The following is a 25,550-nucleotide window of genomic DNA, read 5'->3' on the forward strand; positions in this document are numbered from 1 at the left end:
AGCAGCGCAAGATCGCCCGATTCAGATCAGTAGGTATTGGTTTTGAGCAACACGTCGCCCTTAAGTTCGAGCGAGCGCAACAGCTCAACAATGCGCCTACCTGCCTGACCATCTCCATATATGTTTTCGATCGGGTAACGCCCATGCTTCATAGCAGAATCGATAGCAGCAGACACGGCCCTAATTTCGGGCGGCGAATCGATCACATTCAAATTTCTCTCGCGCAGGTTTTGACGCAAACCCACATTAATCACCGGGGTGCCAAAGCTCGCCGCCTCGATAATCCCACTGCTTGAATTCCCAATCATCAAGTCACTCGAAGCCATCCATGAAATAAATACCTGCCGCGGCAAGTGAGTTCTAACCCGCACCTTCGGGTGACCGGAAAATGCGTCTAATACTTTCCTGACCCCTTCACTCCCCGCATCCGAATTCGGCATCAGGGCAATTAACTGGATATTTCTTGACAGACAGGCCTCGATCAACGCCTTGGCTTGGTCAGGCGCATTATCCGCTTCCTGCAACACAGGGTGGTATACCAGCAACGCCAATTTGCCATTAGGATCGAAGTCGACCTCGCTGCATAAAGTGGCACGATCCAGGGAGGCCAATTCACGGACGCCATCTAGCCCGGGCGCCCCTGTAACAAAAACATGCTCTTCACGCTCCCCCATCCGAACCAGGCGTTGACGAGCATTCTCCGAGGTAACAAAGTGATAATGTGAAAGTTTCGAAATTGCATGCCGGACCGGCTCATCGACCGTACCAGAGCGCTCACCACCGTGGATATGAGCGACCGGGATATTTAGATGGATGGCTGCTAATGCAGCGGCAAGCATTTCGCCACGGTCACCGAGCAGTAGTACCAGATCAGGGCCCAGGCGTTCAAAAGCGGCAACACAGCCCGACAAGGTTTTTGCGAGGTTGCGGGCCATCGCGGCACCAGTGGCCACTTCGATATCTACGGGAATACGTTCCGCAACTGTGAGTCCACTGGCAACTATCTCGTCCACAGTCATGCCGAAACGTTGTGACAAATGCATCCCGGTGGCGACCACATCTAGATCAAGCCCCGAATCACTAGCTATCGCCTGTAGGGTCGCCTGCATCAGGCCAAAATCAGCCCGGGTGCCGGAGACATAGCAAATCTTACGCCTGCGCTCACTCACACCAGGTCACTCCACTGCAGAGTAGTACCCTCTTCAATATCACGCGCCGCCCGGCGGCCGATTACTATCTCTAATTGCTTGGGTGGTATACCATTCCCCGGCCGCAATAACGCTAAGTCGTCACGCGTAATCATCTGGCCACCTCGAACACGCCGGACAAGCGTGACACTGCGACGAACAAGCTCCCGTACAGCCAGTTCACTTTCTGTCGGCCGCTTTAAGCCAGACCCCATGGCTCTCTCTATTTCGCGGACACGAGCTACCAGTTCTGCCAATTCCCCGGGTTCTAATGATGCCGTATGGTCGGGCCCTGGCAGCCCGCGATCCAAGGTGAAATGCTTTTCGATCACCACGGCCCCTGCAGCGACCGCTGCTACCGAAACCATAATCCCTTCGGTGTGGTCGGAATACCCTACTGGCAGGTGGAGGGTATCAATCAACGTTGGTATGGCTCGAAGATTCACGTTCTCCAGTGCCGTTGGATAATTTGACGTGCAGTGAAGAATCGTTAGCACATCCGACAGCTGGCCGGAGAGCCCCCTTTGCTCGCGCGCTGCCCTGATCACTTCGACTGCCTCTTGGATCTCTTCCAGTGTCGACATGCCGGTCGACAGAATCAGCGGCAAGTTTTTAGCCGCTAGGTGCGCCAAAAAAGGGTGATTGGTCAGTTCACCGGAGGGAATTTTGATTCGTTTTATCCCTAGGTCGACTAGAAAATCGGCTGACTCTTCGTCAAACGGAGTAGACATGAATTCGATGCCCACCTCGTTGCAACGGCCTACAAGCCTACGATGCAAGGCTTCAGAAATCTCCAAAACCTTTAGCATGGAATACTGGTCTCCTGCTCCTGTAGTTCGTTTCTGATATTCGGCTTTGTCCGCACCTCTGCGTACCAATTTATCTGCCTTGAACGTCTGAAACTTTACCGCGTCTGCCTGGCAACGAGCTGCCGCATCGACCAGTTGGAGGGCTAGCCTCTCGTCACCGTTATGGTTGACCCCCGCCTCTGCAATTACAAAGACTCGCCCCATATTTGTTAGAAAAATCCCTTATAACCTTGAGAAGATATGATAAAACTTGCCTGTATTGTTCGCGTAAATGACAGGCGACATTAACTTCCACCTGTGCGCGATCAGTTCCTAGGCCTTCACCAAGAAGCGCACAGCACAGGCTTGGCTCTAACGTGTGCAACTACGCGACATCCTGGAGCGTAAGCAGACCAATGTCGTGCTGCCAGCTGGCTCAGCAGTGCACCGCCGTGATTCGCAGCAATGTCGTGCCAATGAAGGAGGTCGCATGTCCTATCTGCAACCACATGTGGGGTATCGCCGCCTGGACGCTGACGCGGCTGATATACTGCTTCCTCGAAGCCATGGACAGCCTGTTTCACCCCCCAGGCGATAGACCCGTGGTTACGGACGATTCTCTACTATCTACACTGCGATCTTCCTCATCGCAGTCGAGATCGACTTCGCCCACATCAACCTTGATGCCGCTTAACACGCTCGAAACTCAAAAGAGCCTTAAGTCTCAAGGGCGTTTACTAGGACCGTGCCAATTTATGTCACACAAAGACCACCCAAGCGCGGTGTTAACAATATACACATTGTCCAAATTGCACCTCCATGATGAACGGCGATCCATTTCATCGGCAGTTCCTCACCATACTGTCCAGCCACCATCGACCATCAAGTTTTCACCCGTGACCCAAGCCGACAAGTCGCTGGCGAAATAGGCAATGGCGCCCTTAAAATCATCCTCTACCCCCATACGGCGAAGTGGTGTTCGTTTTTCGTAACGCTCGACAAACGCTGCGGGTTGCCCGCGGGCAATACCACCAGGCGATATGCTATTAACTCGAACATCAGGAGCAAGCACCGCCGCCAACCAGCGCGACATTTGCAGCAAACCTCCCTTGCTGACAGAATAGGCCGCCGGGTTGCCCATTGCAGTTCCTTCATAAAGGCTCATATCCGGGCCCACAACTCCATAGATAGAGCCGATGTTGATGATTGAACCCTTTCCCCCGACTTTCAACATCGGCGCAAAAAGCTGCGAGAGATGAAATGCCGCCGTCAGATTGACTTCAAGGGCTCGGCGCCAAGTGTCAATTTTCTGCTGTTCGAACGGCACCACCCAACCCTTGAGCGTACTGTCACCGACAAATCCCGCATTGTTAACTAGGATATCTCCTCTCCCAAAGAACGCCTTCACCTGCTGAGGGAGCCCAATGCGCTGTGCTTCCTGTTCTAGATCCGCCACTATCGCCGCAACATCTACCCGCCAACGGCTGCGCAACACCTGAGTGGCCGATTCCAGGGAATCGGCATGCCGATCAACCAAACAAATCGAGGCCCCGAGTTCAGCCAGGGCATCTGCCATCGTGCGCCCCAGATATCCCGCGCCACCGGTAATCACGGCGACACGACCTTTGAGGTCCATCATGGACGACAGCGTGCGGCATGTCTCATGCATCAAGGCAATTACCCCAAGATATGAGAAAACTTGCTGGCCGCCAGAGCTTCTGCCAGCATGAAATCATAAGGGGTATCGATATCCATTGCGCGCTCCACTGGAACACAAACCGCACGCAAACGTCCGGCGAACAGACAATCGGCACGGTTTATAAAAGCAGGACGAACTGCATAGGCAACTGTTGTCATCTCATACACGCGGGGAGCATCCTGACGTCGACTAATGCTGGTTTTAGGCCTGATCACCAAGTTTGCATAACCATCTTTGTCGAGTGACACCATATTGAAGTAGGGGCTACGCTCCGCTTCTCGAACCGTGATCACCGCATCCGCTTCTCGATCGCTCGCAAGCAAGTCCAAGCAGGCGTTCACATCTTCCAAACTACGGAATGGCGAAGTGGCCGGCAGGCTCAAAAAGATATCGAAGCTTCCCCGCTCACGCTGATACCAGTCGACCGCATGTCGCCATGCCAGCCACTCCGGCGCCGTGTCGCTCGAAAGCTCCGCAGGACGCATAAACGGCACTTCTGCACCGTAGATGCGCGCAACCTCAGCAATCGCCGCATCATCGGTTGAAACGACCACGGTTTCGACTCGGGCGCATTGGCGCGCGATAGCGATCGAATGTGCAATCAAAGGCTTGCCAGCCAACGGCTTGATATTCTTGCCAGGCAGCCCCTTAGATCCCCCTCGCGCAAATATGAAACATACCGCCTTTTGCTTAATACTTGCCATATCCCTTTACCATCACAGAGCAGTTGCCCGACATCGATGCCTTCGCAGCATCAACGATGGCCAGTACGTCATAAGCCGCATCTGCGCCAATGGCAGGTGCGCAGCCTGTGCTCACACAATCGAGGAAATGGCGAAGCTCGTCGACATACAGGGTATTGCGGTCTGGGCATAAATCCGTTTCTATCCTCTGCCAGGTGCCGCTTGCCGCATCAAATAGGTCTAGCCGGTCGGCAATTCCATCCCACACCAGCGTGCCTTCAGTGCCGATAAATTTGCAGCTGCGAGTCGTTGATCGCTGCAACAGGTCAAGATGGATGTGGGCAAGACACCGAGATTGATCATATTCAAGGCACAAACTGACCATATCCTCGACATCAATTTCCAGATCACTATAGTGCCCCCCAACCGCACTCACTCGCGTAGGCAAGCCAAAAATCCAGTATAGATAGTCAATCTCATGGCTTAATTCCAGCAGCGCACCGCCACCCATCGCACGTTGTGCAGAAACCGTCCTTTGGTAAGGCACCGTAGGCCGCCAAGTCGGCAAATACTGTCCCACTTCGGCCCTCACACCCAGAACGCGGCCGATCGCGCCAGTTTTAATAAGACGCCGCGCCTCGCCTAAGGAAGGAAGAAATCGTAGGTTATAGGCGACCATCAATACCAGTTGCCGAGCCTTGGCCGTTTCGATCAATTCGTCTAGCCCAGTGCAGCTGTCAGAAAATGGCTTTTCAATCAGCATCGGAATCCCGGCTTTGGCCAGCGATGACGCAACAGTTAAATGAGTGCTTGCCGGGCTAGCAACAATGGCTGCGGTAGGCGAAAACCTCAGCGCATCATCGATCTTAAAGAACTGGATATCGGCGCCCTCGGGAAGGTCGGTTTCGCGCGCACTAGAGTGCAAGCGCAACACACCGATTTCGGCCTCAGGACGAAGTATCCGTAGGTTTTTCAGGTGCCTACGGCCAATGCTGCCCAAGCTGACTATAAGATATCTATCTACCATCTGAAGCGTATTGATTGGGCTTGTATCTGCGGCTACAGATTTAGGAATTGCCTGATGATAGCCAAACCTGTCTCGCCACTTCGCTCTGGATGAAACTGGGTCGCCATTACATTCTGACGCTGAACCGCGGCACAGATTCGATGCCCTCCATAAAGGCAGTCGGCAAGACGGTCTCCTTCGTTTTCTGGTTGAGCGGCAAAGGAATGAACGAAATATACCGCTGGTCTCTGGCCTCTAAACGGCGCCAGCAAAGTGCCTGCCCACTCTCGGCCGCACTCGGGCTCAATCAGATGATTCCAGCCGATATGCGGCACACGTTGCGCTTTGCCATCCACGGCTTGCCGCGGGATTGCCTGAACCCGGCCGGGTAAAATGCCCACCCCCTTGTGCTCACCGAATTCCTCGCTGACATCGAATAAAATCTGCATGCCAACACATATACCCAACATGGGACGCTGGCTATCCACGTAGCTGCGAATCGCTTCACCGAAGCCCCGGCGATTCACCTCATCCATACAATCCTGAAATGCCCCGACCCCGGGCACCACCAGGCGCTCCGCAGCCAGCACGTGGGCCGGCTCTTCGATCACATTCACCATGGCGCCGCATTGCTCGAAAGCACGCTTGACGTTGAGTAGGTTTGCCATGCCGTAGTCGACAAGCGTGATGGACTTGCATTTCATCATAATACCCTCACCGCCAAGCCCGCTTGCCGCCCTGCCTCGCGTATCTCATGCAAACCAATCCGGTTATAGTGAAGAACATCGGCCATCGATACAGCATCAGCATGCCCCTCGGTCGCCGCCTGGATAAAGTGCCCGAGACTGCCCATGCCACCACTGGCGATTACCGGGACCGGGACAGCATCACTGACTTGGCGAATTAAGTCTATATCGAAGCCACGGCGGGTGCCTTCCCGATCAACTGAAGTTAGCAGAATCTCACCGGCACCCAATTCGACGCCACGCAGTGCCCACTCCAACACATCCAACCCCGTTCTTTCACGACCATTGTCAGTGTAGGCCTCCCACTTACCCGCTGCCACTTGCTTGGCCTCGATCGACAGCACCATTGCCTGTGAGCCAAACCGCCGCGCGATCTCTGTGATCAATTCCGGTCTCGCTATGGCGGCGGTATTTATCGCCACCTTATCTGCGCCCGAGCGAAGAATGTGCCGGGCATCATCAACTGAACGTATCCCGCCACCGACGGTGATCGGTATGAACACCTGGTCAGCCGCACGCCGAACGATGTCACTCAGATTGTTGCGACCGTACAAACTGGCGACAATATCTATAAATATTAGCTCGTCAGCGCCGGCCTCATAGTATCGGATCGCAAACTTTTGGGGATCTCCCATCACACGGAGCCCTTCCAGTTGAATGCCTTTGATGAGGTTTGGCCCCTTTATGTCCAAGCGGGGAATAATGCGCAGGTTGCTCATGGATTAGAAACTATTTGGGTAGATGCTCGGAATGCCATACCGCGTGCCGTAGTTTCCATTGGCCATCCTCCCATTTCCATAAGTGAGGGCTTCTAAAGTTGTCGGCGAGCGCCATAAAGTACTCGCGCGTCATATATGGCTGCTCGAACATCTTGCTGGCCTGGGGGAATTCCTTCTCCGGAATGCTGAGGTATTGAAATATCTCTTCAGCAAACCGCTCAGGAAACTCGTGATCGAACCGTTTGACCAACGCCACACCTTCCTCCCGTGTGATGTCGCCAGAACGAATTTCCTGTGCTGCATCGTAGGTAGCTCGTCCTATACCAAATTTGATTCCTGTGGTGTAGTAATGAAAATCATCAATCCGGTCATCAATACTATTATATTTACTGTAGGTGCCCGGCGTTCGCTCTGGCGAGGCCTGGAAGCCGCCATGCTCCACGGCATAATAATAGCAACTTTGCGGGTGCCACTTAAGGTAGTAGCCTAAATAATGAACTTCTACTTTCTGCGCCTCGATTTGGTAGGGATCGGCTGGCAGATAGGGAATGAGGTCCTGCTGCTCGAGGCCGAAATATTGCTTCAGGTCGTGAACCGAAACTCCACCCAGACTCACCTTGGATTGATCGGCAGCGGTGAAATATGACCAGTCGCGCTTGGACGACTCGGTATCGCTGATGGGATTGCCATACTCCGCTTCGTTTTCGCCGAAAAATACCAATGGAATCTTATGCAACAAGGCCATTTTTGGGGCTAGAAATTTCTGACCAAGCATAAAAGGCTGGAACGGGTGGAATAGATTATCGACGGCCAACCGAGTGAGCAATCGATGTACTCGACCGTTCGGGGTAAACAGCAGGTTGTCATGGCCAGCATGAATCCACCTCTGAAAGTTTTTCCATCCCCATTCGGTGTAAATATGCGGCGCCCACGTGACTGTCAGCGGATGCATTCCGTATTTATTCCGTAGGATATGCGAGGCATAGAAACTGTCCTTACCGCCAGAACCCGGCACGATACAATCGTAACTCCCATCTTTGCTGCGATGCTTGTCGCATAACGCGACTAGCTGACGTTCCCGCTCTTCCCAATCGATTTCAGCGCGCTTTTTCTCCGCAAAACGACAGGCATCACAGACGCCCTCCTCATCTAAATTGATCGTCTGCTTCTTACTCTCCTTGACGTGTTTGTATTCCACCGCCGAGTTTGGCCGCTGGTTAGAAATCACGCAACGCACGCAAAAACGCACCTCAGATGGCAACCCATACTTTGCCTCATATGCATGAGCCTCACCCTCATAGCGAGAGTAATCAACAGCCTTTGGATAAGGGATTTTTTCCATTTCTCACCCTTTCAAATTCGACGATCGTGTTTGAAGTTGCAGTCACTCAATTTCATGGCCCGAGATATGCCTTCTGCCGCTGACAAAGGGGGTATCCAGCCCAGTTCTTGACGTAAAGCTTTACTATTGATCTGCAATCGCCCTAACAGGCCCTCTGCATCACTTGACCGTCCTAGCAGGGTCGCACCGAAACGGATTAGCGTAATCGGCATCCACCACAAGCGACTAGAGCGTCCAATCGCTTTTGCCATTAACCGAACGAGCTCTGCGGTACTCATATCATCATTATCACTGGCCAAATAGGTGCGATTAGAGGCTGCCTGGGAGTCGACAATACGGATCAATAGCGAGACCAAGTTCTCGATGCCGATGTAGCTTCGCGGGGCAGTAGCCGCCAAGAGCGGCAGCGGCAAACCACTTTGCACCAGCTTGACCAAGCGCCGGAAATTACCCGGTGCATCAGGCCCATAGACTAGCGGTACTCGCACTATGGTCCAAGCCATCCCGGCGTCTTGAGCAATTTGCCGGATACGCTCCTCTGCAGCCGCCTTAGTCCTGCCATTCTCATCCTCAGGGCACAGTTCACTATTCTCGTCGAGCATCCCCCCATCTGGTGAACGACCATGGACGGCGATCGAACTCAGGTATATCAGGCGTTTCACGCCGCCAGTTGCTGCGGCGGTAGCGAGCCGGGCAGTCACTTCTACATTGATGGCTTGGTAGTCTTGCGCCGACGTTTTCTTTTGGTGTGCAACTCCTGCTAAATGCAATACGCAATCGATGCCACTTAGGAGATGTCGCCAATCGACCTCGACCAGAGATTCCACTCTCACCGATTCCAGTCCTGGTGCCGCAGTCAATATCTGGCGGCTAATGGCCCGCACCTGCCAGCCACGTGCTACAAATGCCGCCACGCAGGCACGCCCGATAAACCCGCCGGCGCCGGTTACCAGTATGTGCATAGATCAAAATTCGCGATATTTTCGCCAGGCGTTGTATGCATAATTAGCGAAACACCACGCTGCATCAAACATCGATAAACGCTCAACATCGCGATAGATTCGCCAGACCATTTTCGCGGACTTGCCCTTGTTTCTTGATACCGACTGATCCAAGACTCGGTAGCGCATCAAATCCTGCTGCAAACCGCAAGCGACGTGACCACGTCTCAGCAATTCGAGCCAAAGCGCAAAATCATCATAATAGGTTTTGGTCATCCGGAAAGGCCCAGTCTGTTGACGATCAACAATCACCGTTGAGGTTGCAATCACAGTGTTGCACAGCAACCCTCGGTAGTCGATGCGGTCTGGAATTTCTATCAAATGTCCCACCGTGTTTCCATCATGACTCATGCGCCTAAAGCGGGTGTAACTCAAGGCTGCACCAGCCTGATGCATGAACTCCAGTTGTCTAGACAGCTTCTCGGGAAGCCAACAGTCATCGCTGTCCAGAAACGCTATGTATCTCCCCTGCGCCGCCTCGAGGGCTGCTTGCCTGGCCATGGCTGGTCCACTGTTTTTTTGGCGGATTAACTTTACCCGGCTATCTTTCTCACAATACCCTCTGACAACAGCGGCAGTCTGATCCGGCGAACCGTCATCAACAATGAGCATCTCCCAATCCATGAAACCTTGCGCTTGGACAGAGCGGATTGCCTCACCTACGAAATCGGCCGCCTTATAAGCAGGCGTAATAATTGAAACCAGAGCCATTCAAAAACACATCAACTATTATCCCGATCTTGCTTTCCGAATGCGTGACGATAGCCATTCATGGATAGCACAGACAAAAAAGGCAAAAATTGTAAATGGATAACTGATCGTTGCCGGGGCCACAAAAAGCAGGCTTAACACTATGGTCAACCCTGCACCAACAACCAAGGTCAGACCAAACAGGGAACTCGCCCCTCCCCGCAAGAGGAGATACACACCAGCAACCCACATGGCCGCAGTAAACACGGCAACAACCAACAAGCCTGGATAACCAAAATCGTGATAGCTTGCCCCCGGCAATGTCGCGCCGCCCTGAGAATAGATGCGTGTAGTATTACCCTCTGGATTTGACATCAAGCCCAGGCGGCTTAGATATGCACTCATAAACGCAAGCAATACGGGAGCGCCACGCTGTCTGGTATCAAGAATCATGGCGTAGTTCCATATCCCATGATTCAGGTAGTGCAAGGTAGGGAGAATACTCGAATGTAGACCGAATGATGGGGCAACACGGCCATCCTCGCGTATCCCTGATATCGTAACGCCTGTATCGGCGAGGTTTGCCATAACGTACTGTTCCGTTGTTGTGGCGCTACATGCAATTTTGCTCTTGAATATCTGATGATTAAATATGGCAACTACAGCCATAAAAAAGACGACAGAAAGCATTCCTGTGCGCAGACGTCTTGCATCCAGTTTCGCCTTGCCGAACAGAGCAAGCAGCACCCCAAAACACACCATCGTTAACGCGGTTACCATAATGGTACGAGAAACGATAACCCCGGCGAAAATGGTTATCACCATAGTCAAGCCGATAAAGCTCAGCCAAGTTTTCCAGTATTGCCGGCCAAGCGTGATTTTGAGCGCGCAAATCAGCAAACCTGGCATAGTGAAATGCGCCCCCACGTAACCAAGCATGCTGAACATTCGCAACCAAGTCGGATCAGTGCTACGGTCATGCGCCATCCAGGCACTACGAAGTTGAGTAAAACAGGATAACGAAATTGACTCAAACAGACTTGCCTTTGCAATAAGGTGAAAAACTAATCCGCTCACAGAAATTGCCAGAATCCAATGGCAGGGCATTTTCCGGAATGTCTCTGCGTAATCAAAAGCATATGGCTGCTGACGCTTTGAGACAAGTAGGAAGCCTAACCAGATAGAGCCGATCAGAGTTCCTTGGAATAACAAGATGCCATACCAGGCCGGTGCCTCAGGGTGGGCGCTATGAAATGGCGCCAACCACCAGGCCAGAGCATGCAAGGCGGTCACCGCCAGCACAAGCAGAATGCCAAGCATAATGAGAGGGAACAGGCGTCTGGTCACCACACCCATCATGCGTTATGCACCATCAAGCAATCACTCAGCGAACGGGCAAAGGCCGTCACGTTTTCATTAGACCTATCGTATAGCTCACCTGGATAACTTGCATTCCAGACTGCCTCGAAAAATGGCAGCGCATCATCCAAGCTGAGTTCCGATTGTTGCTCCATGGCTTTGGTCAGAGCCGCCTGCAGGCCAGACAATGCCTCAACTCGGTGCACCAGGGGACATGTTTCATAAAAGGCATTACCCAGAACTATGACGGGCTTACAGTGGAGTAATGCCTCAGCCCCTGATTTGGAGTTTACAGTGACCACTGCTGTGGAGGCGGCAAGTACATCGTGGTTATTGATGCTGGGTGACAGCAGGATGAAATTGTCATGACGATCGAGTAAATCGCAAATACGGTGCTGTGACACAGCACCGATCAGCGCCGGGTGCTCTTTGATTGCAACCCGGTAGCCCAATGGTGCGACACGGCATAGGTAGTCAATCAGGGCATATTGGTCGAGATATTCTGGCGAGCGCACCGTCAACGCAAAGTCGGCTGGCACATGGAGTGGATAGTAGATAAAGGGCTGACCGCTTGGAATTTCCCGGTAGTGCTGTGAGAGCTTTTTCGAATTAAAAAACATTCGTACATGACGCGCTACGTGCCCACCGATATGCTGGAATTCTTCCTGTTCGCCACGTAGATACTTTGCCACCACCTTATTCAGCAGCCGACGAAAATTTTTCGGATCAAGTAATTTTTTGCCAGCGCCTCGGTAGTGGAGTCGGTCCTTGACTGGAATCACGACCGAGCGGCTCTGGACTACACGCTCGAGCGTAATGCGCACCTCCTCAGAGGGGGGCGCATTTGTCGGCACCACCCGAGGGGCCAAGAACGTGTTTGCTGTAAAAAAGACACGGCCTTGAAAAAATGATGGCTCGATAAACCAGTTATCCATGCCAAGACGCCTAGCCGCGTAGTACGCCGCAAGGACCGGAGTAAAGCCTCCTAATTCTTGCACCAAGCACCATCGGCCGCCACAATCTATCAGGCTGCGCAAGATGGTGGTCATAGCGGCCAGATGGCCCTTCATCTTGTTAGCCAAGGCCTCCGTATCGATAATCTCGTAAGCTGCTTTTTCGTGCCCAAGAAGCAAAGCCGGATTAGCAACTTCAAAGTCCTCAAAACGAGTTTCGTCTCTGGAAGTTGGCTGATATTCGAATGGGTTGAAGGCCTCACAGCCATGAGCGCGTAACTCTTTGACTGCACCCTCATGGAAGCTCACATGGACAATACCATACCCGGCTTTCTCCATTACCTTGCCCACCATTTCAAAGAAACGACTTTGGTTTTGAGCAAGGCTTACAAATACGATATTTTTTTTATCAGTCATGCCTGAGTGATAATAAAACTGGACAGTGGTTGGCCGGCTATGGGGCTGCGCAAACGCCGGATCTGAAGCTCTGGACCACCATCCAGTTGCCGATAGCGCAAGATCAGCTCACTGACAACTACAGGGTCAATTACCTTACCGCGCCTTGATCTCTGCAGCAGAACAGCCACCGCCGCTGCCGTTCTGCTGCCGATTAGTAAACCCAAAACACCCTGCAGATATTGACGGATACCGGGGCGCGAACGCCCGCCGCGTAGCGCAGCTTTTAAACTCCGACAAGCCCGCCGCGGCATTTTATTTATTCTACCCAGAAGAAACTCGGCAATACGCTGGGCAGCCTTGCCGTCACTCAAATGGTACCATGGTTCGATCTCATGTCTTGCCTTGGACAGGTCATAACGGGCAGCACGCAGTGACGGGTCATTTATCAGATCGAGCAAGTCATCCACATTCGCAGCATGGCAACTGATACGGGATGGGAGGGGCGCATGGCGCCGCATGATCTCAGTATTAAGAAATTCCATTGAAATCGGCGTCTTACCCATTCGAGCCGCGTCTATAGCACTACCGCAATTCAAATGCACGATGCAATCCGCCCCGTGTATGGCATCGAATATGTCACCCCTACCATCGATTACTACGTTTGATATATTGGCAAAGCGCTTTCGATAGAGAGCGCCGTTTTCGAAGGGATGAGGGCGAACCTGGATAACGCGATTTGGCATTGCGCGCGCAATCGTCTCAATGGTATTGAGGTAGCGCGGGAAGACCTCATGCAGTTCTTCGAATAGCTCTTGAATGTAAGCCGCATCCCATCCCTGATCTCGAAACAAGCGTTGCTCATCCTCTGCAGATCGCGTAAATGCCGGGTTGATCGCAGAAAAGTTGGTATTGACTAGAACAAAGCCATTTCGGTGGTAATGCAACAACCGCGCCCAAGGCTCATTACAGATGTCATAACGCGGGCATCCTGTCACCGCTAAACCAGACTCATTTATTCCACTATACAACCTAAAGGCGCTTTGAACCGCCTCGCCCCAAAAACAATAATCGTCAACAAGAGCGGCCAAACCGGAGTTACGAAAGCTGTTTGCCCAATTGGTAGGCGAATCGAGGCCGCACTCGGACAAGACACCTCCTTCCGTATCCAGCACAGCGACACGAAAGCCCAATGTCCGATAACTTTCTAACAGGCTGCGATTACTTTCCCGAGCATAATTCATTACAACCAAGTCGGGTGCCAGTAGTGGCAAATCATAGCCTTGCTGGTACATGGGAACCAGAAAAACAGTAGCACCCCGCTTGGCGAACTGGTAGGCCAGCAGCACCAGCCCACGTAGGTCGCGCAGTGGATTGTCTATGACCACAGCCACCTTCCGACCCGCATGCTCATTGTCAGAATGACTGGACTTCTTGATTTCCCTAATCACAAGATTATGCATAAATCTTGCTACCACTTATCAGTTAGCATCCCGCTATGATCCCGTGTTCGCTCAAATAATTTATGATACGGTCAACTGACTGTTTTAGTGAGAGCGCTCCGGTTTCAATCCGAAGTTTGGGCGCTTCTGGGGCCTCGTATGGTGCGCTGATACCAGTAAAATCAGGGAGATCACCCATACGAGCGCGGCGATAGAGCCCCTTCGGGTCACGCAGCTCGCATATTTGCAAGGACGCATCAAGATATGTCTCAATAAATCGGCCATCACCGATAATGTGGCGCGCATTCTCACGATCCTCTCGGTATGGCGAGATAAATGCCGAGATGACTATGATTCCAGCATCGTTCATGAGTCGGGCAACTTCAGCGACTCTTCTGATATTTTCATGCCGGTCACCCTGCGAGAATCCGAGATCTCGACACAAGCCATGGCGAACATTGTCGCCATCAAGTACATACGCCATGTATCTGGCGTTAAGCAAGCAACGCTCTAGTTCAAACGCTATAGACGACTTCCCTGAAGCTGATAACCCAGTCAACCAAATAGTAACCGCCTTGTGGCCGATAAGACTTTGCCGTATTTCCTGATTGATCTTAGCGCTATGCCATGTGATATTTTTCTGGCTCTTTTGAATTTTGAGTGGGTTACGCGGCATGTGGGTTGATCCGAGCGAAATCGAGCTTTCTGGCGATGAGGAAGAGCACGGTGCGCATCGTGGCGAAGCGGGTGTAGCCGCGCGCCTTACGCTTGGCCGTTTGGAACAGCCCATTCAGGGCTTCGAGGAAGCCGTTGGTCTGGCGGGTCTGGGTCCAGGCGACGATGCCGTCGAAGTGGTTGCGGATCAGCCGGGCCACTTCCTTCATCGGCTCGACCTTGGAGCGCATGACGTTCGTGCACCATTGGGCGAGCAGGGTGCGCACCACGTTGATCTGTCTGCGTTCGAGGATCTCGCGCAGCTGTTCCCGGTAAGCCCAAGCGCACGCCGTGCGCTTGGTGGTCACCTGGGCGATGAGGGCATCGAGGTCAGCCCGTTGGCTCTCCGGCAACCGATCCCGGTCCTTGAGCAGCGCCCAGCGCAAGCCCTTTAGATCGGGGTCGGTCTTCTGCTCCAGGCGGCGCGTTTTGTCGACGGCGGCAGAGGCATGGACAATGACGTGGAATTTGTCGAAGGTGATGCGCGCGTTGGGCAGGTGGTCGGCCACGCCCTTGATGAAGGCCGGCGACATGTCGATGCTCACCGAGCTGATTTGCTCCGGCGTGGCCTGGTGTTCGGTGAGGTGCTCGGCCAGCCGCTCGATGGTTTCGGCGTCCCGGCCTTCGGTCGCGAACACCACCTTGCGCTCGTCGGCATCGGCGGCAACGGTGAGGTAGTTGTGGCCGCGCCGGTAGGAGGTCTCGTCGATCGCCAGCGCCGTCGTCTCGGACAGGTCGGCCGCAGCCACGGCCAGCTCCACGTAGCGGGCGCAAATTGCATGCACCCGGTGCCAGGATTCGCCCACCGTGCGGGCCACCGCCGCAAAGGGCATCTGCTGGGCAAGGGCCAGCACCAGGGCCTCGAAGAGCAGCGTGAAGCCCGAGAGCTTGCCTGCCCAGTCGGGCTCGACCAGCACCACCCGCCCTTCGGGCAGTTTCACCCGGGGCGTGCGCACCTCCAGGTAGCACTCGTGCTGGAAGAAGTTGAGATGCCGGTAACGCTTGACCTGGGTGTCGTGCACCGGGTGCAGCCCGGCGGCCGTAGGATGGGCAAAGCGGCTGCCGGCGGCAAAGTCGACTCGAATCGTCAGGGTCTTCTTGGCGGCATCGAAATCGACGCCCTGGACGAACCAAGGAGAGGTGACACCGAGTGCGGTTTCAAATATTTGATTGTGCATGATCGCGTTGTTGTCTCCAAGGCTGGAGCCGCAGCCTGCCGCATCCAGCCTTGGAGCAGCGCATAGGCTTGAACCCGGTTATGCCAGCAGCACTCACTCGAAATTCAAAAAAGGCATTTTTCTTGTCTGTTGTCATTAGTTTCGGAATCCAAAAGCACATTCATTGCTAAGCACGCCACCCAGATTGGCGCAATAGGCCACCACTGCGCACATAGATATCAGTTGGCTTCAATGGATATCGCTACATAACTTACAATTACGTAGGCTTTTTCATCCGCGATCTCACGAAGGCCTCTACGTTTTCGCTACAAGTACAGTCAGCCGGAAAATAGAATACTTTTTGAATCACCGCCAAGCGATCTTCTACATTTGGCCGCATGTAGTTCTGACATACAATCGCCTCATTCAGTAAAGTTTCCAATTCCACTGGGGACTCAGGAAAATCGACGACCTTTCGCGTCACCGGATCAGCCGGGTTGAAAATCAGCTCGTCCGGGTGGCGCCGCGCATCGCCCCAAAATGGAACTACGACTTGAGCGGCTGTAAAGCGGGCCTCTAGAAGTGAGAGGGAGTTAAATCCGATGACTAGTCTTGAACGTGGCAGCAGGTCAGGAAGCTGTATCTCATGATCTATAGTTACGTTCGCCGAATGCTTTCCTGCCATGCCACGGATTTCCTCGGCATCTTGAAGATTTTTGGCCTTAACCAGGAATGACAGAGTTGTCTCGTCCTTATGCTTTTCTGCGCATTGCAGAAATATGTCGAGCACTTCGGCAAATGACTGTGGCGCACGATAGTCTGGATCACGGTAACTCAAAAGAACCACGAAATTAGTCTGACCCTGCTGCCATACAATGTCACGCCAGATATCTAAGCGTGGCGCCCCTGTCACCACTACCTGATCTGGGCGGCAGGCGCCGCTATTTATAAAAATGTTGCGTGTCGCATCGCCGAACACCGCGATAGCGTCTCCCTCGTAGATAAAGTCTTTGTAGTACTCCGTGACGGTGCGCTGCTCAATCGGAAGGCACATATGTTCACGACAAAGACCCACAAACGGAATTCCAACTTTCTTGGCCCCCAGCCGTATGCCCTCGGCGTGCCAGTAATCGATATGTGACGTCATAAATGCACCGATATCTGTGCGGGTCTGTAGGCGCTTGATTAGCTCCACGCCAAATTCCTCTAGTTTCTTCCAAGTTTTTTCATAATACCCGGTGCGATAGCGTTGATAGAAGGTTTGCTCCCGCACCTCCCGAGGTGCCCAAGCAGACTGAACGTGAGCAAGATATTCATTATTGATATAAACCCAGTTCAGGTCTGTCCGCTTTCGCAATTCAGCAAGATCCTTACTGAATAGTGGCCTGTAGAGCGCAATGACCGTCGGGCGCCCTGGCTTATATCCACGCCAATCAGAGGTCATCACAATAAACCAAGAAGCAAAACGGGGGCCACCCAGCCAGCACGCACCACGCAGTGCCATGATTTTAAAATTTGTCTTGGCGCGTCTGAGTCGCGCGCTCAAAGGAAGTCCCGACATCACTATTTTTATTCCGTGGATTCAAATTCGAAGTGCAATTTTGATTAACTGGAAGGTGGGTCAGAATGCGTGAGCATTTTGCCCCATCAACCGCCAAGTCGAAGTTGCCCAATGAACTACACGCATCTGACCCAGAACGAACGATACCAAATTTACGCCCTCCTCAAAGCCGGCCATACACAGCGCGAGATCGCCCAGTTGCTCTGAAGCCTCCTCGTTATTCCGTGCCACTCAGAAGTAGAGGGTTTGGGTATTTTTGCATGCGATAGGCCACCGGTGGAATCCTGCCCAGGGCTTCATGCGGTCGTTCATGGTTGTAGCGGTGCAGCCAGTCCTCCGTCAGCTTCCTGACCTCGGCCAGCGACTCGAACACATAGCAGTCCAGCACCTCGGTCCGGTAGGAGCGGTTGAACCGTTCGATATAGGCGTTCTGGGTTGGTTTCCCCGGTTGGGTAAACATCAATTCCACCTCATTATCCCTGGCCCACTGGGCCAGTGCCTGGCTGACCAGTTCCGGGCCGTTGTCCAGGCGTAGCCGGCGGGGCCTGCCCCGCAGTTCAATCAATTCATTCAAGGCCCGCACCACCCTGGCCGCCGGCAGGCTAGTGTCCACCTCGATACGCAGGGCCTCGCGGCTGAACTCGTCCAGGACGTTGAAGGTCCGGAAGCGCCGACCGCTCCACAGCGCATCGGCCATGAAGTCACAACTCCAAGTATCGTTCGGCAGCGCCCCGGCCACCAGAGGCTGCTTGATGCGAGCCGGCAAGCGTTTCTTGCCCCGGCGCGGCAGGTTCAGATTGAGCTGGCAATACACCCGCCACAGCACGGTCTTGCCCCAAGGCTGCTGTTGCAGCCTGAAGCTGTCATGCAGCAGGCCGAAACCATGCCGGGGATTGACCGCCATGTAGGCCTGTACCGCCTCGATGACGGCGCTGTCATCGCGCCGAACCGGCACATAGTGCCGGCTGGATCGGGCTAGCCGTACCGCCCGGCAAGCCTGGCGTTCGGACAAGCCATGCGCATCCATCAGCACGTCGGCCAACTCAATCTTGCGCGCCGGGGCTAGAGCTTTCGGGAGACAACGTCCTGCAGGGCGTTGTGCACCATGGCCAGTTCGGCATACATCTTCTTGAGCCGCGCATTCTCGGCCTGCAGGTCTCGCAACTGCCTGAGCTGGGACACTTCCATGCCGGCGTAGGCCGACTTCCACTTGTAGTAGGTGGCGTCCGAGATGCCGTGCTTGCGGCAGGTTTCGCCGACCTTGGCGCCCAGTTCGACCTCCTTGAGGATCGCCACGATCTGCTGCTCGGTGAATTTCGATTTCTTCATGTAGAGCTTCCTTTCAGGGAAAACTCTACTTCATATTGGCCCGAATATCCGAGGAGGCTTCAGCTCGACCGTCACCCTTCCACCATCAGCCGCGAGCTTGCCCGCAACTGCGGATTGCGCGGCTACCGGCCCCGGCAGGCGCAGCGCCTGTCCGAGGCGCGGGCGGCCAATAGCCGCAACGCGCCGCGCATCTTGCCGGAAGTATGGGAGGAAGCCCAAAGACGACTTGCCCTGCAGCACAGTCCCGAGCAGATCGCCGCGCATCTGCCGATCAGCCATGAGGCGATCTACCAGCGCATCTATGCCGACAAGCGAGCCGGCGGCGCGTTGTGGCGCCACCTCCGATGTCAGAAACAGCGCCGCAAACGTTATGCCTCGGGCCGAAGCCTGCGCGGCCATATCCCCGGTCGCAGGCCGATTGCCTTGCGCCCGCAGGCCGTCGAGTCGCGCAGCCTGGTCGGCCATTGGGAGGGTGACACCCTCATCGGCGCTGGCCGCAAACAGGCCATCGTCAACCTCACCGAGCGTAAGTCGGGTTTCTGCCTCTTGGCCCACGTGCGCAACAAGACCAGCGAGGCGGTAAGCGAGGCCATCATCCGCTTGCTTTCACCCTTCAAGGCACGGGTGAAGACGCTCACCTTCGACAATGGCCTGGAGTTCGCCCGCCATGGCGAGATCGACCGGGCACTCGAATCCACGTCCTATTTCGCCGACCCTTATGCCTCCTGGCAACGCGGCACGAACGAGAATACCAACGGCCTCATCCGGCAGTACCTGCCCAAATCCAGGCCCTTTCACACCGTCACCCAGGAGGAACTGGCCATGATCATGGATCGCCTGAACCATCGCCCCAGAAAACGCCTGGGCTGGAAAACCCCGCATCAGGTTTTTATGCAATCATTCAGTCGTGTTGCACTTCGTGGTTGAATCCGCCTTCAATAAATAAAATCAACTCATTGCATAACCGTATCTATCGAGACCGAGGCCATATTTTTCAGACAGTCTTCGGTTACTCGCCGCATAGGCAGCCTCAATCTTACGGATTGCCGACGTATTGACTGGCACGACAGCCGGACAGCCACGATGTATGAATGCCTGGAACCCATGATTTACATATGCCGGAACCAGCGAACTAAACTGAATCCCCGGGAGAAATCTCGAACGCCATGCCTTATATTTGACAAGGCGCCCGCTCTTCCTTGTATTTGCATGTTTACCACGCATTAACGCAATTGCCTCCTCTGCATCTATCCCCAAGAATGCACTAAGGCGGCGACAAAAAATCTCGAAATCGTTCACCATTTCCTCAAAAACGAAAATCCCAACGCTTCCCTCTCCAAATACTAGCTCGTAGTATTTAGCGAGCGATTCAAAATCATATAGCTTAAATGCCCCACCCTTTTCGACATTCAAACCATTATCTAACCAGCTTTCAAATTGCTGATATGGACGCGCTTTAATTGTATCCACATACAGCGAAGATAAAAGCTCAATCTGGCGCCTGATTGTTATGACGATTTTCACCGTTCCAAATAACTGCTTTAATCGCGTGGCTACTAGCCCAAGATCGTGGGTAATCCACGATGCCAGAAATTCTTCTGACAATCCGATGATTTTCCCTTCTACTCTGACCCGATCCAGTTCAGCTCGCGCAACCGCAGCCCATCGCGGCGCATCATACAAAATCGTGTCATGCCGATAGACAGCCACCATTAAGTCCTGCAATTCCTGGCGATAAGGACGTCCCAGATAGGAAATTTCAGAATGACACGAAAATAGGAACTCTTGAAGGGTTGTGGTTGCAGTTTTTTCGATGCCTATATGGATAAACATGATTACTAGTTCCTTACTGCCACAATCAGAGAGGCAATTTTTTCCCTGATTATCGAACGCTCCCGAGCCACCAAAGCATATTGATAGATGCTTAGATAGATAAAAATCATTGTAATGAGGAACGCCATTAATTGTATTCCGTAACTATCAATAAGAACCTCTTTTTCAAGCATGACTTTGATCGCAAAGGCAATCAAACCTATCAGTATTGCCCGCACAAGAAATACGAACAAAGCGCCATTATTAATTTCATATTCCCTTTGAACCAACATTAGCTGAAGAGGGGTTGAAATAATGCTCGAAACAATAAGCGCCACGAGGAACGCCTGCCACCCAAGCAATTGCATGAGAAAAGCCGAAATGCTCCAATAGGCTATCAAATTTATTAGGCTAATTTGATTCATCTGCTTCACTGCATGATGGCGGGCAACTACCATAGAATTGCCTACGCTGGCGATTGACAGGAGCAGCGGCCAAATCAGTCCCAACGCAAACCAAATCGAAAGGTTAGACTGATTTTGACCGAGCAATGCATGCACTATTTCCACTGAAAATATCATCATCGCCATGCCGACCGGGAAAACAAAGGCTGCCAACAAAAGGGTGCCAACCTCAATTATTTCACGCACCGATTTCTGCCCCCCAAGAGACTCCATGCGCGCAGAATGAGGCAGCAACGCATTACCAAACATGCCCACTACCGTTTTCAAAAGGCGCGGAACCCGCAATATGGCATCGTAAACCCCAACCATCGCCACGCTAGACATGAGACTGACAAGTACCGTTGGAACATGATTAAACATGGCGCCGTATAGCTTCCCCGAGAAGAATGAAGCTGCGTGCGCTAGCATTGGTCTTGCGGAGTGCATATCCAATTCGAAGCAAAAATCGATTTGTACCGACCGATGTTGGTGCAACATAAAAAAATAGCCAATCGTTCTGGCATTCCCTATCAGGATATAACCGATAGCAATCGCCTCAAGACTGGCCCCCTTCATGGGTAGAAGGATCACAAGCAATGCATATAAGATTGTTCCACTCACTTCTATGAAGCGGACCCAATCAAACCTGTCCATTCCCTCCAGGGCCCCACGCCAGACGCTGCCTATAAAGTGCATCGGCAAGGATGCTGCGGCGATTACGACTACCATGCTGAAAGCCTCCCTATGCGATGGCGGGATTCTCAGTATGTCAATAACCAGCTCTATGGAAGCAAAGAGGGCAATAGATAACCCGATAGCAATCAGCGTCGCGACAAAGGTCGAGGCAGCAAGATATTTACCGGCTAACCGATGATTTCCTTCGGCAATCGCGCTAGCCACGTAACGCGATGTCGCTTCTGGCAAGCCACCTTCAAACAACCCGATGACACCGACCGGCAGCAGTTGACGTGCCAAGACGATCAGGCCATATCCGTCGATCCCATAGGCCCGGATAATTAGCGGGATGACACTCAGACCGACCAAAGAACTAATAGCAAACGAGCTCAGATTTAAATATATGTTCCGTAGAAGGCGATTCACGTTATGTCTCTACTTATACCCAAAGCGCAACCAACTCCCTAAACATGAGCGCCACTCACCAGGCACTACGCCCACCATCCATGACAATATTCTGCCCGGTCATGTAACTGGACGCCTCGGAACAGAGGAACTGCACTGCTGCCCGATATTCATCGGCGCGCGCCATGCGCCCCAAGGGTATCAATTGGGAAAGACGGGAGACGAATTCTTCTCCTTGCCCGCTGTATACCCCGCCTGGGGAGAGAGCGTTGACACGGATGTTTGCTTCGTTCCAGTAGGTGGCGAGGTAGCGCGTCAAGCCGAGCAACGCGGTCTTGATGACCGGATAGGTGACTGGCTTAACTGGTTGGCGATCGGCTGTCAACCCCGGTTTCCGATAAAGTCGCTGGTCGGGGGCGAATACGGAGAGGTCGGATGCGATGTTAAGGATAACACCGCCACCGTGGTCTGCCATCCAGCCGCCGAAGACTTGGCTGCAAAGGAAGGCGCCCGTCAGTCCGACATCAAGTTGGTAATACCATTGCTCCAGCGGAAAATGCTCAAGACGAGATGTCTCAACGACGCTGTCCTTGGTCACTTTCGGGTCTACTGCCGCGTTGTTCACAAGCACATGGACGCCGCCGTAATGACCAAGGACGGTGTCGAGCCCGGCGCGCACCGAGTCCTGGCGTGTGACATCAAGCTTCAGCGCCATGGCTGAATCCTCGCCGTAGTCGGCCCTGATCTTGTCCACCTCCGTCTCAGCGCGGGGGAGATCAATGTCGGCAATTACGACATTGGCACCGATCTCGGCGAGTGCGTGTGCGTGCTGGACACCCAGCAGGCCGGAGCCGCCCGTAATAACGGCGACACGCCCGGATAGATCGAAGGGTTTGGGTAAATGCAAAGCTTGCTGGCTCATGATCTGACCTGTCCTCCATCGACAACATAGGTGGCGCCAGTGATAAAGGCGGCCATTGGGGATGCGATAAAAGCAGTCAGTCTGCCGATGTCCTCGGGCCGGCCGAGGCAGCGCAAGGCAACCTCGCGCTCCAACAACGATTCGACGGCCGTGCGATCCTCTTGGAGTTTTCTTTCCCAGACCGACCCAGGAAATAGGATGTTGCCGGGCGCAATGCTGTTGATACGAATACCTCGCTTACCTAGGGGGCGCGCCGCATTGCGCACGAAGCTCTCGAGTGCGGCCTTAGCAGCAGCATAGGCAACAGGGCAGCCCAAAGCCTCAATGCCGCAGATTGATGAGATGCAAATGACGTTGCCACGGCTAGAAGCAAGCGCGTCCGTTGCTGCCCACACCATCTGCGTAGTTGCATGCAGGTTGATATCAAGAATGCGGCGCCACTCGTCTGGCGTCTCCCACCCTGGCGGCACAGAAGCGCCGCTACCCACGTTGCATACCAAAACATCGATCCGGCCATGTCGGTAAAGTACGTCGCGGACAAGTGCCTGGCACGCGTCCGGCATCCTCACGTCGGCCGCAAAGGTTGATGCTCCCGGCACAGAGGCCGCAGCCTGGTTGAGTCGCGCGGCGTCACGCGCGTTGATCGCCACCGAGGCACCCTCGGCCGCAAGTATTTGCGCGATTGCGAGACCAATACCCGAGGAGGCCCCAGTAACGAGCGCGACCTTTCCGGAAAGATCAAGATCCACCAGCCGCCTCCCACCAAGCCTTGGTCATATTACGGTAGCGCACCAGAACATCGGCATGGTCGTTTGCCTCTGCACGTGCAGTCTGTAAAATAAAGTTACCGGCATATCCTGCCTTTACCAATTCATCAAATACTGCCTGGAAATCTGCATTTCCCATCCCCAGTGGCACCGTCGTACCGCCCAGTACACGGTCTTTGACATGCACATTGACGATGCGCCCCGAATAAGCGCGGATTTCTTCTTTCGGATCGAAGCCCAGCGCAGCACTATTACCAATGTCGTAGTTGATGTTGAATGACTCTGCCGGGTATCGACTTATAAACTCGGCAAGCCGCTCAGGTGAAAAATCCGATTCGAATACGATCTGCATATTGTCTCGTTTGAGCCGCTCGTGTCGCCGCAGCAAATGCTCATGCAAGATATCTGCCTGCCACTGGCTTTCTATCCGGCCATTGTCTACGAGCGGGATGAGCACATAGCGAATGCCAAGTTTCGCGCACGCATCCAGGATCGCATCCAAATCAGCAACCAATGCCATGCGCCTTTCACCATCAACCTTCCAGAACGGGGCCTGCATAAAACAGTCGCCAGTCAGGGAGGCAATGGTCAAGCCATGCCGATGAGATAATTCCCGAATTTCGGCCTGGCCCTCCGGCGTCATCAGCGGGTTCTCATACAGGCGTTCCTGATCGAGCGTCCACTCCATCAGTCGAAAGCCGAGTCGACCAGCCTCGGCGAATTCGTCGCGCCAATGCCGCCAGGGAAAAGCCTGAATCCTGCCATCCACCGGTTCGGAAAGCCGACCTTGCATAAACCCAATCTGCATATCACAACCCCTTGGTTGTCCAGCCGCCATCGACGACGACATCGGTGCCAGTTACATAACTGCTCGCATCTGATGCCAAAAATATGGCCGCCCCCACTAGATCCTCCGCCACTCCCCAGCGCCCGAGGATGGTCCTGGCTTGCCTTGCCTCCCGGCGGGCTGGGTCGTCATAACTGGCGGCCGTCATGGCCGTGTGCACGTAGCCAGGCACCAGGTTGTTCACCCTGATCCGGCTCGATCCTAAATCCATTGCCAAGGCCCTGGTCATTGCAGCCAAGCCCCCCTTGGCGGCAACGTAGCCCGGGTTGCCTGGAAAGCCCAACAGGGAGCCGATACTCGTCACATTAATGATCGAGCCACCCACTTTCATCCCGGCCGCAGCCAGCCGGCAGCACTCATAAATCGCCGTCAGATTGTTGGCCAAGGTTTCCCTGAACGCTTCAGACGGATTCTCAGAAACCTTGCTAGGCAGCGTAATCCCGGCCGCATTGACAAGGATGTCCAGCCGCCCCTCGGCGCTATGGATGTCGTCGAGTAGCGATTGGATCGCGACATCGTCCCGAATATCGCAGCGACGGTAGATGACCGATCCCAATGTGCCGTCCGGCACGGCCGACCGCCCGACGCCATAGGTCTTTGCTCCCGCCATCGCCAACCCCTGGGCAATGGCGGCACCGATGCCACGGGAGGCACCGGTAACCAGTGCCACTCGACCATCAAGGCCAAATAAATCATTCAGGTTTCTGCTCATGGCCTGGACACGACTAATGAGCCTCTTTTGAATTTCGAGTGGGTATGCGGGGCTCTGGAAAGGGTGAGGTTGGCCGGGTCAAGGGCGGGCGGAGCCCGGCGAAGCGAACCCTTGACGCGGACAATCTCGCCACCACGCTCAAGGGCTTGGGGCAGGCAAGGCCTTACGGCGCCTGCCCCCGAGCCCGTCCGGCGG

At 53.9% G+C, this 25,550-nt stretch carries 25 protein-coding genes; 2 read left to right on the forward strand and 23 right to left on the reverse strand.

The window, feature by feature from the left end:
• Nucleotides 1–26: 26 nt before the first annotated feature.
• The 16 genes from neuC to EL388_RS11470 all read right to left on the reverse strand — a co-directional run bounded on the left by neuC (nt 27) and on the right by EL388_RS11470 (nt 17,443).
• Nucleotides 27–1,169 carry a UDP-N-acetylglucosamine 2-epimerase gene (gene neuC / locus EL388_RS11395; RefSeq protein ID WP_197721784.1) on the reverse strand — a complete coding sequence of 381 codons (1,143 nt, stop codon included), beginning with the start codon at nt 1,167–1,169 and terminating at the stop codon, nt 27–29.
• Complete coding sequence (gene neuB, locus EL388_RS11400) at nt 1,166–2,200, reverse strand: N-acetylneuraminate synthase (protein WP_126463533.1); 1,035 nt, start codon at nt 2,198–2,200, stop codon at nt 1,166–1,168. Before neuB ends, neuC begins: the two co-directional genes overlap by 4 nt.
• Nucleotides 2,201–2,828: 628 nt before the next feature.
• The gene (locus EL388_RS11405; RefSeq protein WP_197721785.1) at nt 2,829–3,614 is read right to left on the reverse strand and encodes an SDR family oxidoreductase; all 786 of its coding nucleotides are present in this window, start codon (nt 3,612–3,614) and stop codon (nt 2,829–2,831) included.
• Between the two features lie 38 nt (nt 3,615–3,652).
• Complete coding sequence (locus tag EL388_RS11410; RefSeq protein WP_126463534.1) at nt 3,653–4,378, reverse strand: acylneuraminate cytidylyltransferase family protein; 726 nt, start codon at nt 4,376–4,378, stop codon at nt 3,653–3,655.
• Nucleotides 4,365–5,384 carry a Gfo/Idh/MocA family protein gene (locus tag EL388_RS11415; RefSeq protein WP_126463535.1) on the reverse strand — a complete coding sequence of 340 codons (1,020 nt, stop codon included), beginning with the start codon at nt 5,382–5,384 and terminating at the stop codon, nt 4,365–4,367. Before EL388_RS11415 ends, EL388_RS11410 begins: the two co-directional genes overlap by 14 nt.
• 32 nt (nt 5,385–5,416) lie before the next feature.
• Complete coding sequence (gene hisH / locus EL388_RS11420; protein ID WP_197721786.1) at nt 5,417–6,070, reverse strand: imidazole glycerol phosphate synthase subunit HisH; 654 nt, start codon at nt 6,068–6,070, stop codon at nt 5,417–5,419.
• Nucleotides 6,067–6,828: an imidazole glycerol phosphate synthase subunit HisF gene (gene hisF / locus EL388_RS11425; RefSeq protein ID WP_126463537.1), complete on the reverse strand. Its 762-nt coding sequence runs from the start codon at nt 6,826–6,828 to the stop codon at nt 6,067–6,069. Before hisF ends, hisH begins: the two co-directional genes overlap by 4 nt.
• Before the next feature lie 10 nt (nt 6,829–6,838).
• Complete coding sequence (locus tag EL388_RS11430; RefSeq protein WP_126463538.1) at nt 6,839–8,170, reverse strand: N-acetyl sugar amidotransferase; 1,332 nt, start codon at nt 8,168–8,170, stop codon at nt 6,839–6,841.
• Nucleotides 8,171–8,181: 11 nt separating this feature from the next.
• On the reverse strand, nt 8,182–9,132 hold the full coding sequence (locus EL388_RS11435) for an NAD-dependent epimerase/dehydratase family protein (RefSeq protein WP_126463539.1): 951 nt from the start codon (nt 9,130–9,132) through the stop codon (nt 8,182–8,184).
• A 3-nt stretch (nt 9,133–9,135) separates the two neighbouring features.
• Complete coding sequence (locus EL388_RS11440) at nt 9,136–9,882, reverse strand: glycosyltransferase family 2 protein (RefSeq protein WP_126463540.1); 747 nt, start codon at nt 9,880–9,882, stop codon at nt 9,136–9,138.
• 18 nt (nt 9,883–9,900) lie between these two features.
• Nucleotides 9,901–11,208: a hypothetical protein gene (locus tag EL388_RS11445; protein WP_126463541.1), complete on the reverse strand. Its 1,308-nt coding sequence runs from the start codon at nt 11,206–11,208 to the stop codon at nt 9,901–9,903.
• Nucleotides 11,209–11,216: 8 nt separating this feature from the next.
• Nucleotides 11,217–12,590, reverse strand: coding sequence for a capsular polysaccharide export protein, LipB/KpsS family (locus EL388_RS11450; RefSeq protein ID WP_126463542.1), 1,374 nt, complete (start codon nt 12,588–12,590; stop codon nt 11,217–11,219).
• Nucleotides 12,587–14,032 (reverse strand): surface carbohydrate biosynthesis protein, encoded by a 1,446-nt coding sequence (locus EL388_RS11455; RefSeq protein WP_126463543.1) that lies wholly within the window; start codon nt 14,030–14,032, stop codon nt 12,587–12,589. The genes EL388_RS11450 and EL388_RS11455 overlap by 4 nt, the downstream gene beginning before the upstream one ends.
• A 22-nt stretch (nt 14,033–14,054) precedes the next feature.
• Nucleotides 14,055–14,687, reverse strand: coding sequence for an adenylyl-sulfate kinase (cysC, locus tag EL388_RS11460; protein WP_126463544.1), 633 nt, complete (start codon nt 14,685–14,687; stop codon nt 14,055–14,057).
• Nucleotides 14,677–15,903 carry an ISL3 family transposase gene (locus tag EL388_RS11465; protein ID WP_126463545.1) on the reverse strand — a complete coding sequence of 409 codons (1,227 nt, stop codon included), beginning with the start codon at nt 15,901–15,903 and terminating at the stop codon, nt 14,677–14,679. The genes cysC and EL388_RS11465 overlap by 11 nt, the downstream gene beginning before the upstream one ends.
• A gap of 256 nt (nt 15,904–16,159) precedes the next feature.
• Nucleotides 16,160–17,443, reverse strand: a complete 1,284-nt coding sequence (locus tag EL388_RS11470) for a glycosyltransferase family protein (protein ID WP_126463546.1) — start codon at nt 17,441–17,443, stop codon at nt 16,160–16,162.
• A gap of 111 nt (nt 17,444–17,554) precedes the next feature.
• On the opposite strand from EL388_RS11470, the gene EL388_RS11475 reads away from it, so the two are divergent.
• Entirely contained in the window at nt 17,555–17,650 is a 96-nt protein-coding gene (locus EL388_RS11475) for a helix-turn-helix domain-containing protein (RefSeq protein ID WP_126463547.1), read from the forward strand.
• Nucleotides 17,651–17,660: 10 nt separating this feature from the next.
• Here EL388_RS11475 and EL388_RS11480 read toward each other — a convergent pair.
• Nucleotides 17,661–18,772 (reverse strand): IS3 family transposase gene (locus EL388_RS11480; RefSeq protein WP_420856648.1). Its coding sequence is split into 2 segments (ribosomal slippage): nt 17,661–18,517 and nt 18,517–18,772, totalling 1,113 coding nucleotides; the frame shifts between segments, so codons are not numbered across the junction.
• Between EL388_RS11480 and EL388_RS11485 the strand changes: the two genes are divergently transcribed.
• Nucleotides 18,680–19,699 carry an IS30 family transposase gene (locus EL388_RS11485; protein ID WP_126463548.1) on the forward strand — a complete coding sequence of 340 codons (1,020 nt, stop codon included), beginning with the start codon at nt 18,680–18,682 and terminating at the stop codon, nt 19,697–19,699. The two genes, EL388_RS11480 and EL388_RS11485, sit on opposite strands and share 93 nt — an antisense overlap.
• A 21-nt stretch (nt 19,700–19,720) precedes the next feature.
• Here the strand turns inward: EL388_RS11485 and EL388_RS11490 are convergent, their stop codons facing one another.
• Genes EL388_RS11490 through EL388_RS11515 form a run of 6 tightly spaced genes read right to left on the reverse strand, consistent with a single transcriptional unit; the run spans nt 19,721 to nt 25,355 of the window.
• Nucleotides 19,721–20,605, reverse strand: a complete 885-nt coding sequence (locus tag EL388_RS11490; protein WP_126463549.1) for a hypothetical protein — start codon at nt 20,603–20,605, stop codon at nt 19,721–19,723.
• A gap of 5 nt (nt 20,606–20,610) precedes the next feature.
• Complete coding sequence (locus tag EL388_RS11495; protein ID WP_126463550.1) at nt 20,611–22,128, reverse strand: oligosaccharide flippase family protein; 1,518 nt, start codon at nt 22,126–22,128, stop codon at nt 20,611–20,613.
• Between the two features lie 55 nt (nt 22,129–22,183).
• Nucleotides 22,184–23,029, reverse strand: coding sequence for an SDR family oxidoreductase (locus tag EL388_RS11500; protein WP_126463551.1), 846 nt, complete (start codon nt 23,027–23,029; stop codon nt 22,184–22,186).
• Complete coding sequence (locus tag EL388_RS11505; protein WP_126463552.1) at nt 23,026–23,778, reverse strand: SDR family NAD(P)-dependent oxidoreductase; 753 nt, start codon at nt 23,776–23,778, stop codon at nt 23,026–23,028. The genes EL388_RS11500 and EL388_RS11505 overlap by 4 nt, the downstream gene beginning before the upstream one ends.
• Nucleotides 23,768–24,604, reverse strand: coding sequence for a sugar phosphate isomerase/epimerase family protein (locus tag EL388_RS11510; protein ID WP_197721787.1), 837 nt, complete (start codon nt 24,602–24,604; stop codon nt 23,768–23,770). The genes EL388_RS11505 and EL388_RS11510 overlap by 11 nt, the downstream gene beginning before the upstream one ends.
• A gap of 1 nt (nt 24,605) precedes the next feature.
• The gene (locus EL388_RS11515; RefSeq protein WP_126463553.1) at nt 24,606–25,355 is read right to left on the reverse strand and encodes an SDR family oxidoreductase; all 750 of its coding nucleotides are present in this window, start codon (nt 25,353–25,355) and stop codon (nt 24,606–24,608) included.
• Nucleotides 25,356–25,550: the final 195 nt, after the last annotated feature.

This window comes from Sulfuritortus calidifontis (genome assembly GCF_003967275.1).
In the GTDB taxonomy this organism is placed as follows: domain Bacteria; phylum Pseudomonadota; class Gammaproteobacteria; order Burkholderiales; family Thiobacillaceae; genus Sulfuritortus; species Sulfuritortus calidifontis.

Bases quoted from the DNA above. Each gene is read 5' to 3' on its own strand.
- hisF (WP_126463537.1), bottom strand. From the start codon at position 6,828: ATGAGCAACCTGCGCATTATTCCCCGCTTGGACATAAAGGGGCCAAAC.
- EL388_RS11440 (WP_126463540.1), bottom strand. From the start codon at position 9,882: ATGGCTCTGGTTTCAATTATTACGCCTGCTTATAAGGCGGCCGATTTC.
- EL388_RS11435 (WP_126463539.1), bottom strand. From the start codon at position 9,132: ATGCACATACTGGTAACCGGCGCCGGCGGGTTTATCGGGCGTGCCTGC.
- hisH (WP_197721786.1), bottom strand. From the start codon at position 6,070: ATGATGAAATGCAAGTCCATCACGCTTGTCGACTACGGCATGGCAAAC.
- EL388_RS11470 (WP_126463546.1), bottom strand. From the start codon at position 17,443: ATGTCGGGACTTCCTTTGAGCGCGCGACTCAGACGCGCCAAGACAAAT.
- EL388_RS11450 (WP_126463542.1), bottom strand. From the start codon at position 12,590: ATGACTGATAAAAAAAATATCGTATTTGTAAGCCTTGCTCAAAACCAA.
- EL388_RS11465 (WP_126463545.1), bottom strand. From the start codon at position 15,903: ATGCACAATCAAATATTTGAAACCGCACTCGGTGTCACCTCTCCTTGG.
- neuB (WP_126463533.1), bottom strand. From the start codon at position 2,200: ATGGGGCGAGTCTTTGTAATTGCAGAGGCGGGGGTCAACCATAACGGT.
- EL388_RS11500 (WP_126463551.1), bottom strand. From the start codon at position 23,029: ATGAGCCAGCAAGCTTTGCATTTACCCAAACCCTTCGATCTATCCGGG.
- EL388_RS11515 (WP_126463553.1), bottom strand. From the start codon at position 25,355: ATGAGCAGAAACCTGAATGATTTATTTGGCCTTGATGGTCGAGTGGCA.
- EL388_RS11490 (WP_126463549.1), bottom strand. From the start codon at position 20,605: ATGTTTATCCATATAGGCATCGAAAAAACTGCAACCACAACCCTTCAA.
- EL388_RS11455 (WP_126463543.1), bottom strand. From the start codon at position 14,032: ATGCATAATCTTGTGATTAGGGAAATCAAGAAGTCCAGTCATTCTGAC.
- EL388_RS11405 (WP_197721785.1), bottom strand. From the start codon at position 3,614: ATGATGGACCTCAAAGGTCGTGTCGCCGTGATTACCGGTGGCGCGGGA.
- EL388_RS11510 (WP_197721787.1), bottom strand. From the start codon at position 24,604: ATGCAGATTGGGTTTATGCAAGGTCGGCTTTCCGAACCGGTGGATGGC.
- cysC (WP_126463544.1), bottom strand. From the start codon at position 14,687: ATGCCGCGTAACCCACTCAAAATTCAAAAGAGCCAGAAAAATATCACA.
- EL388_RS11410 (WP_126463534.1), bottom strand. From the start codon at position 4,378: ATGGCAAGTATTAAGCAAAAGGCGGTATGTTTCATATTTGCGCGAGGG.
- EL388_RS11475 (WP_126463547.1), top strand. From the start codon at position 17,555: ATGAACTACACGCATCTGACCCAGAACGAACGATACCAAATTTACGCC.
- EL388_RS11415 (WP_126463535.1), bottom strand. From the start codon at position 5,384: ATGGTAGATAGATATCTTATAGTCAGCTTGGGCAGCATTGGCCGTAGG.
- EL388_RS11430 (WP_126463538.1), bottom strand. From the start codon at position 8,170: ATGGAAAAAATCCCTTATCCAAAGGCTGTTGATTACTCTCGCTATGAG.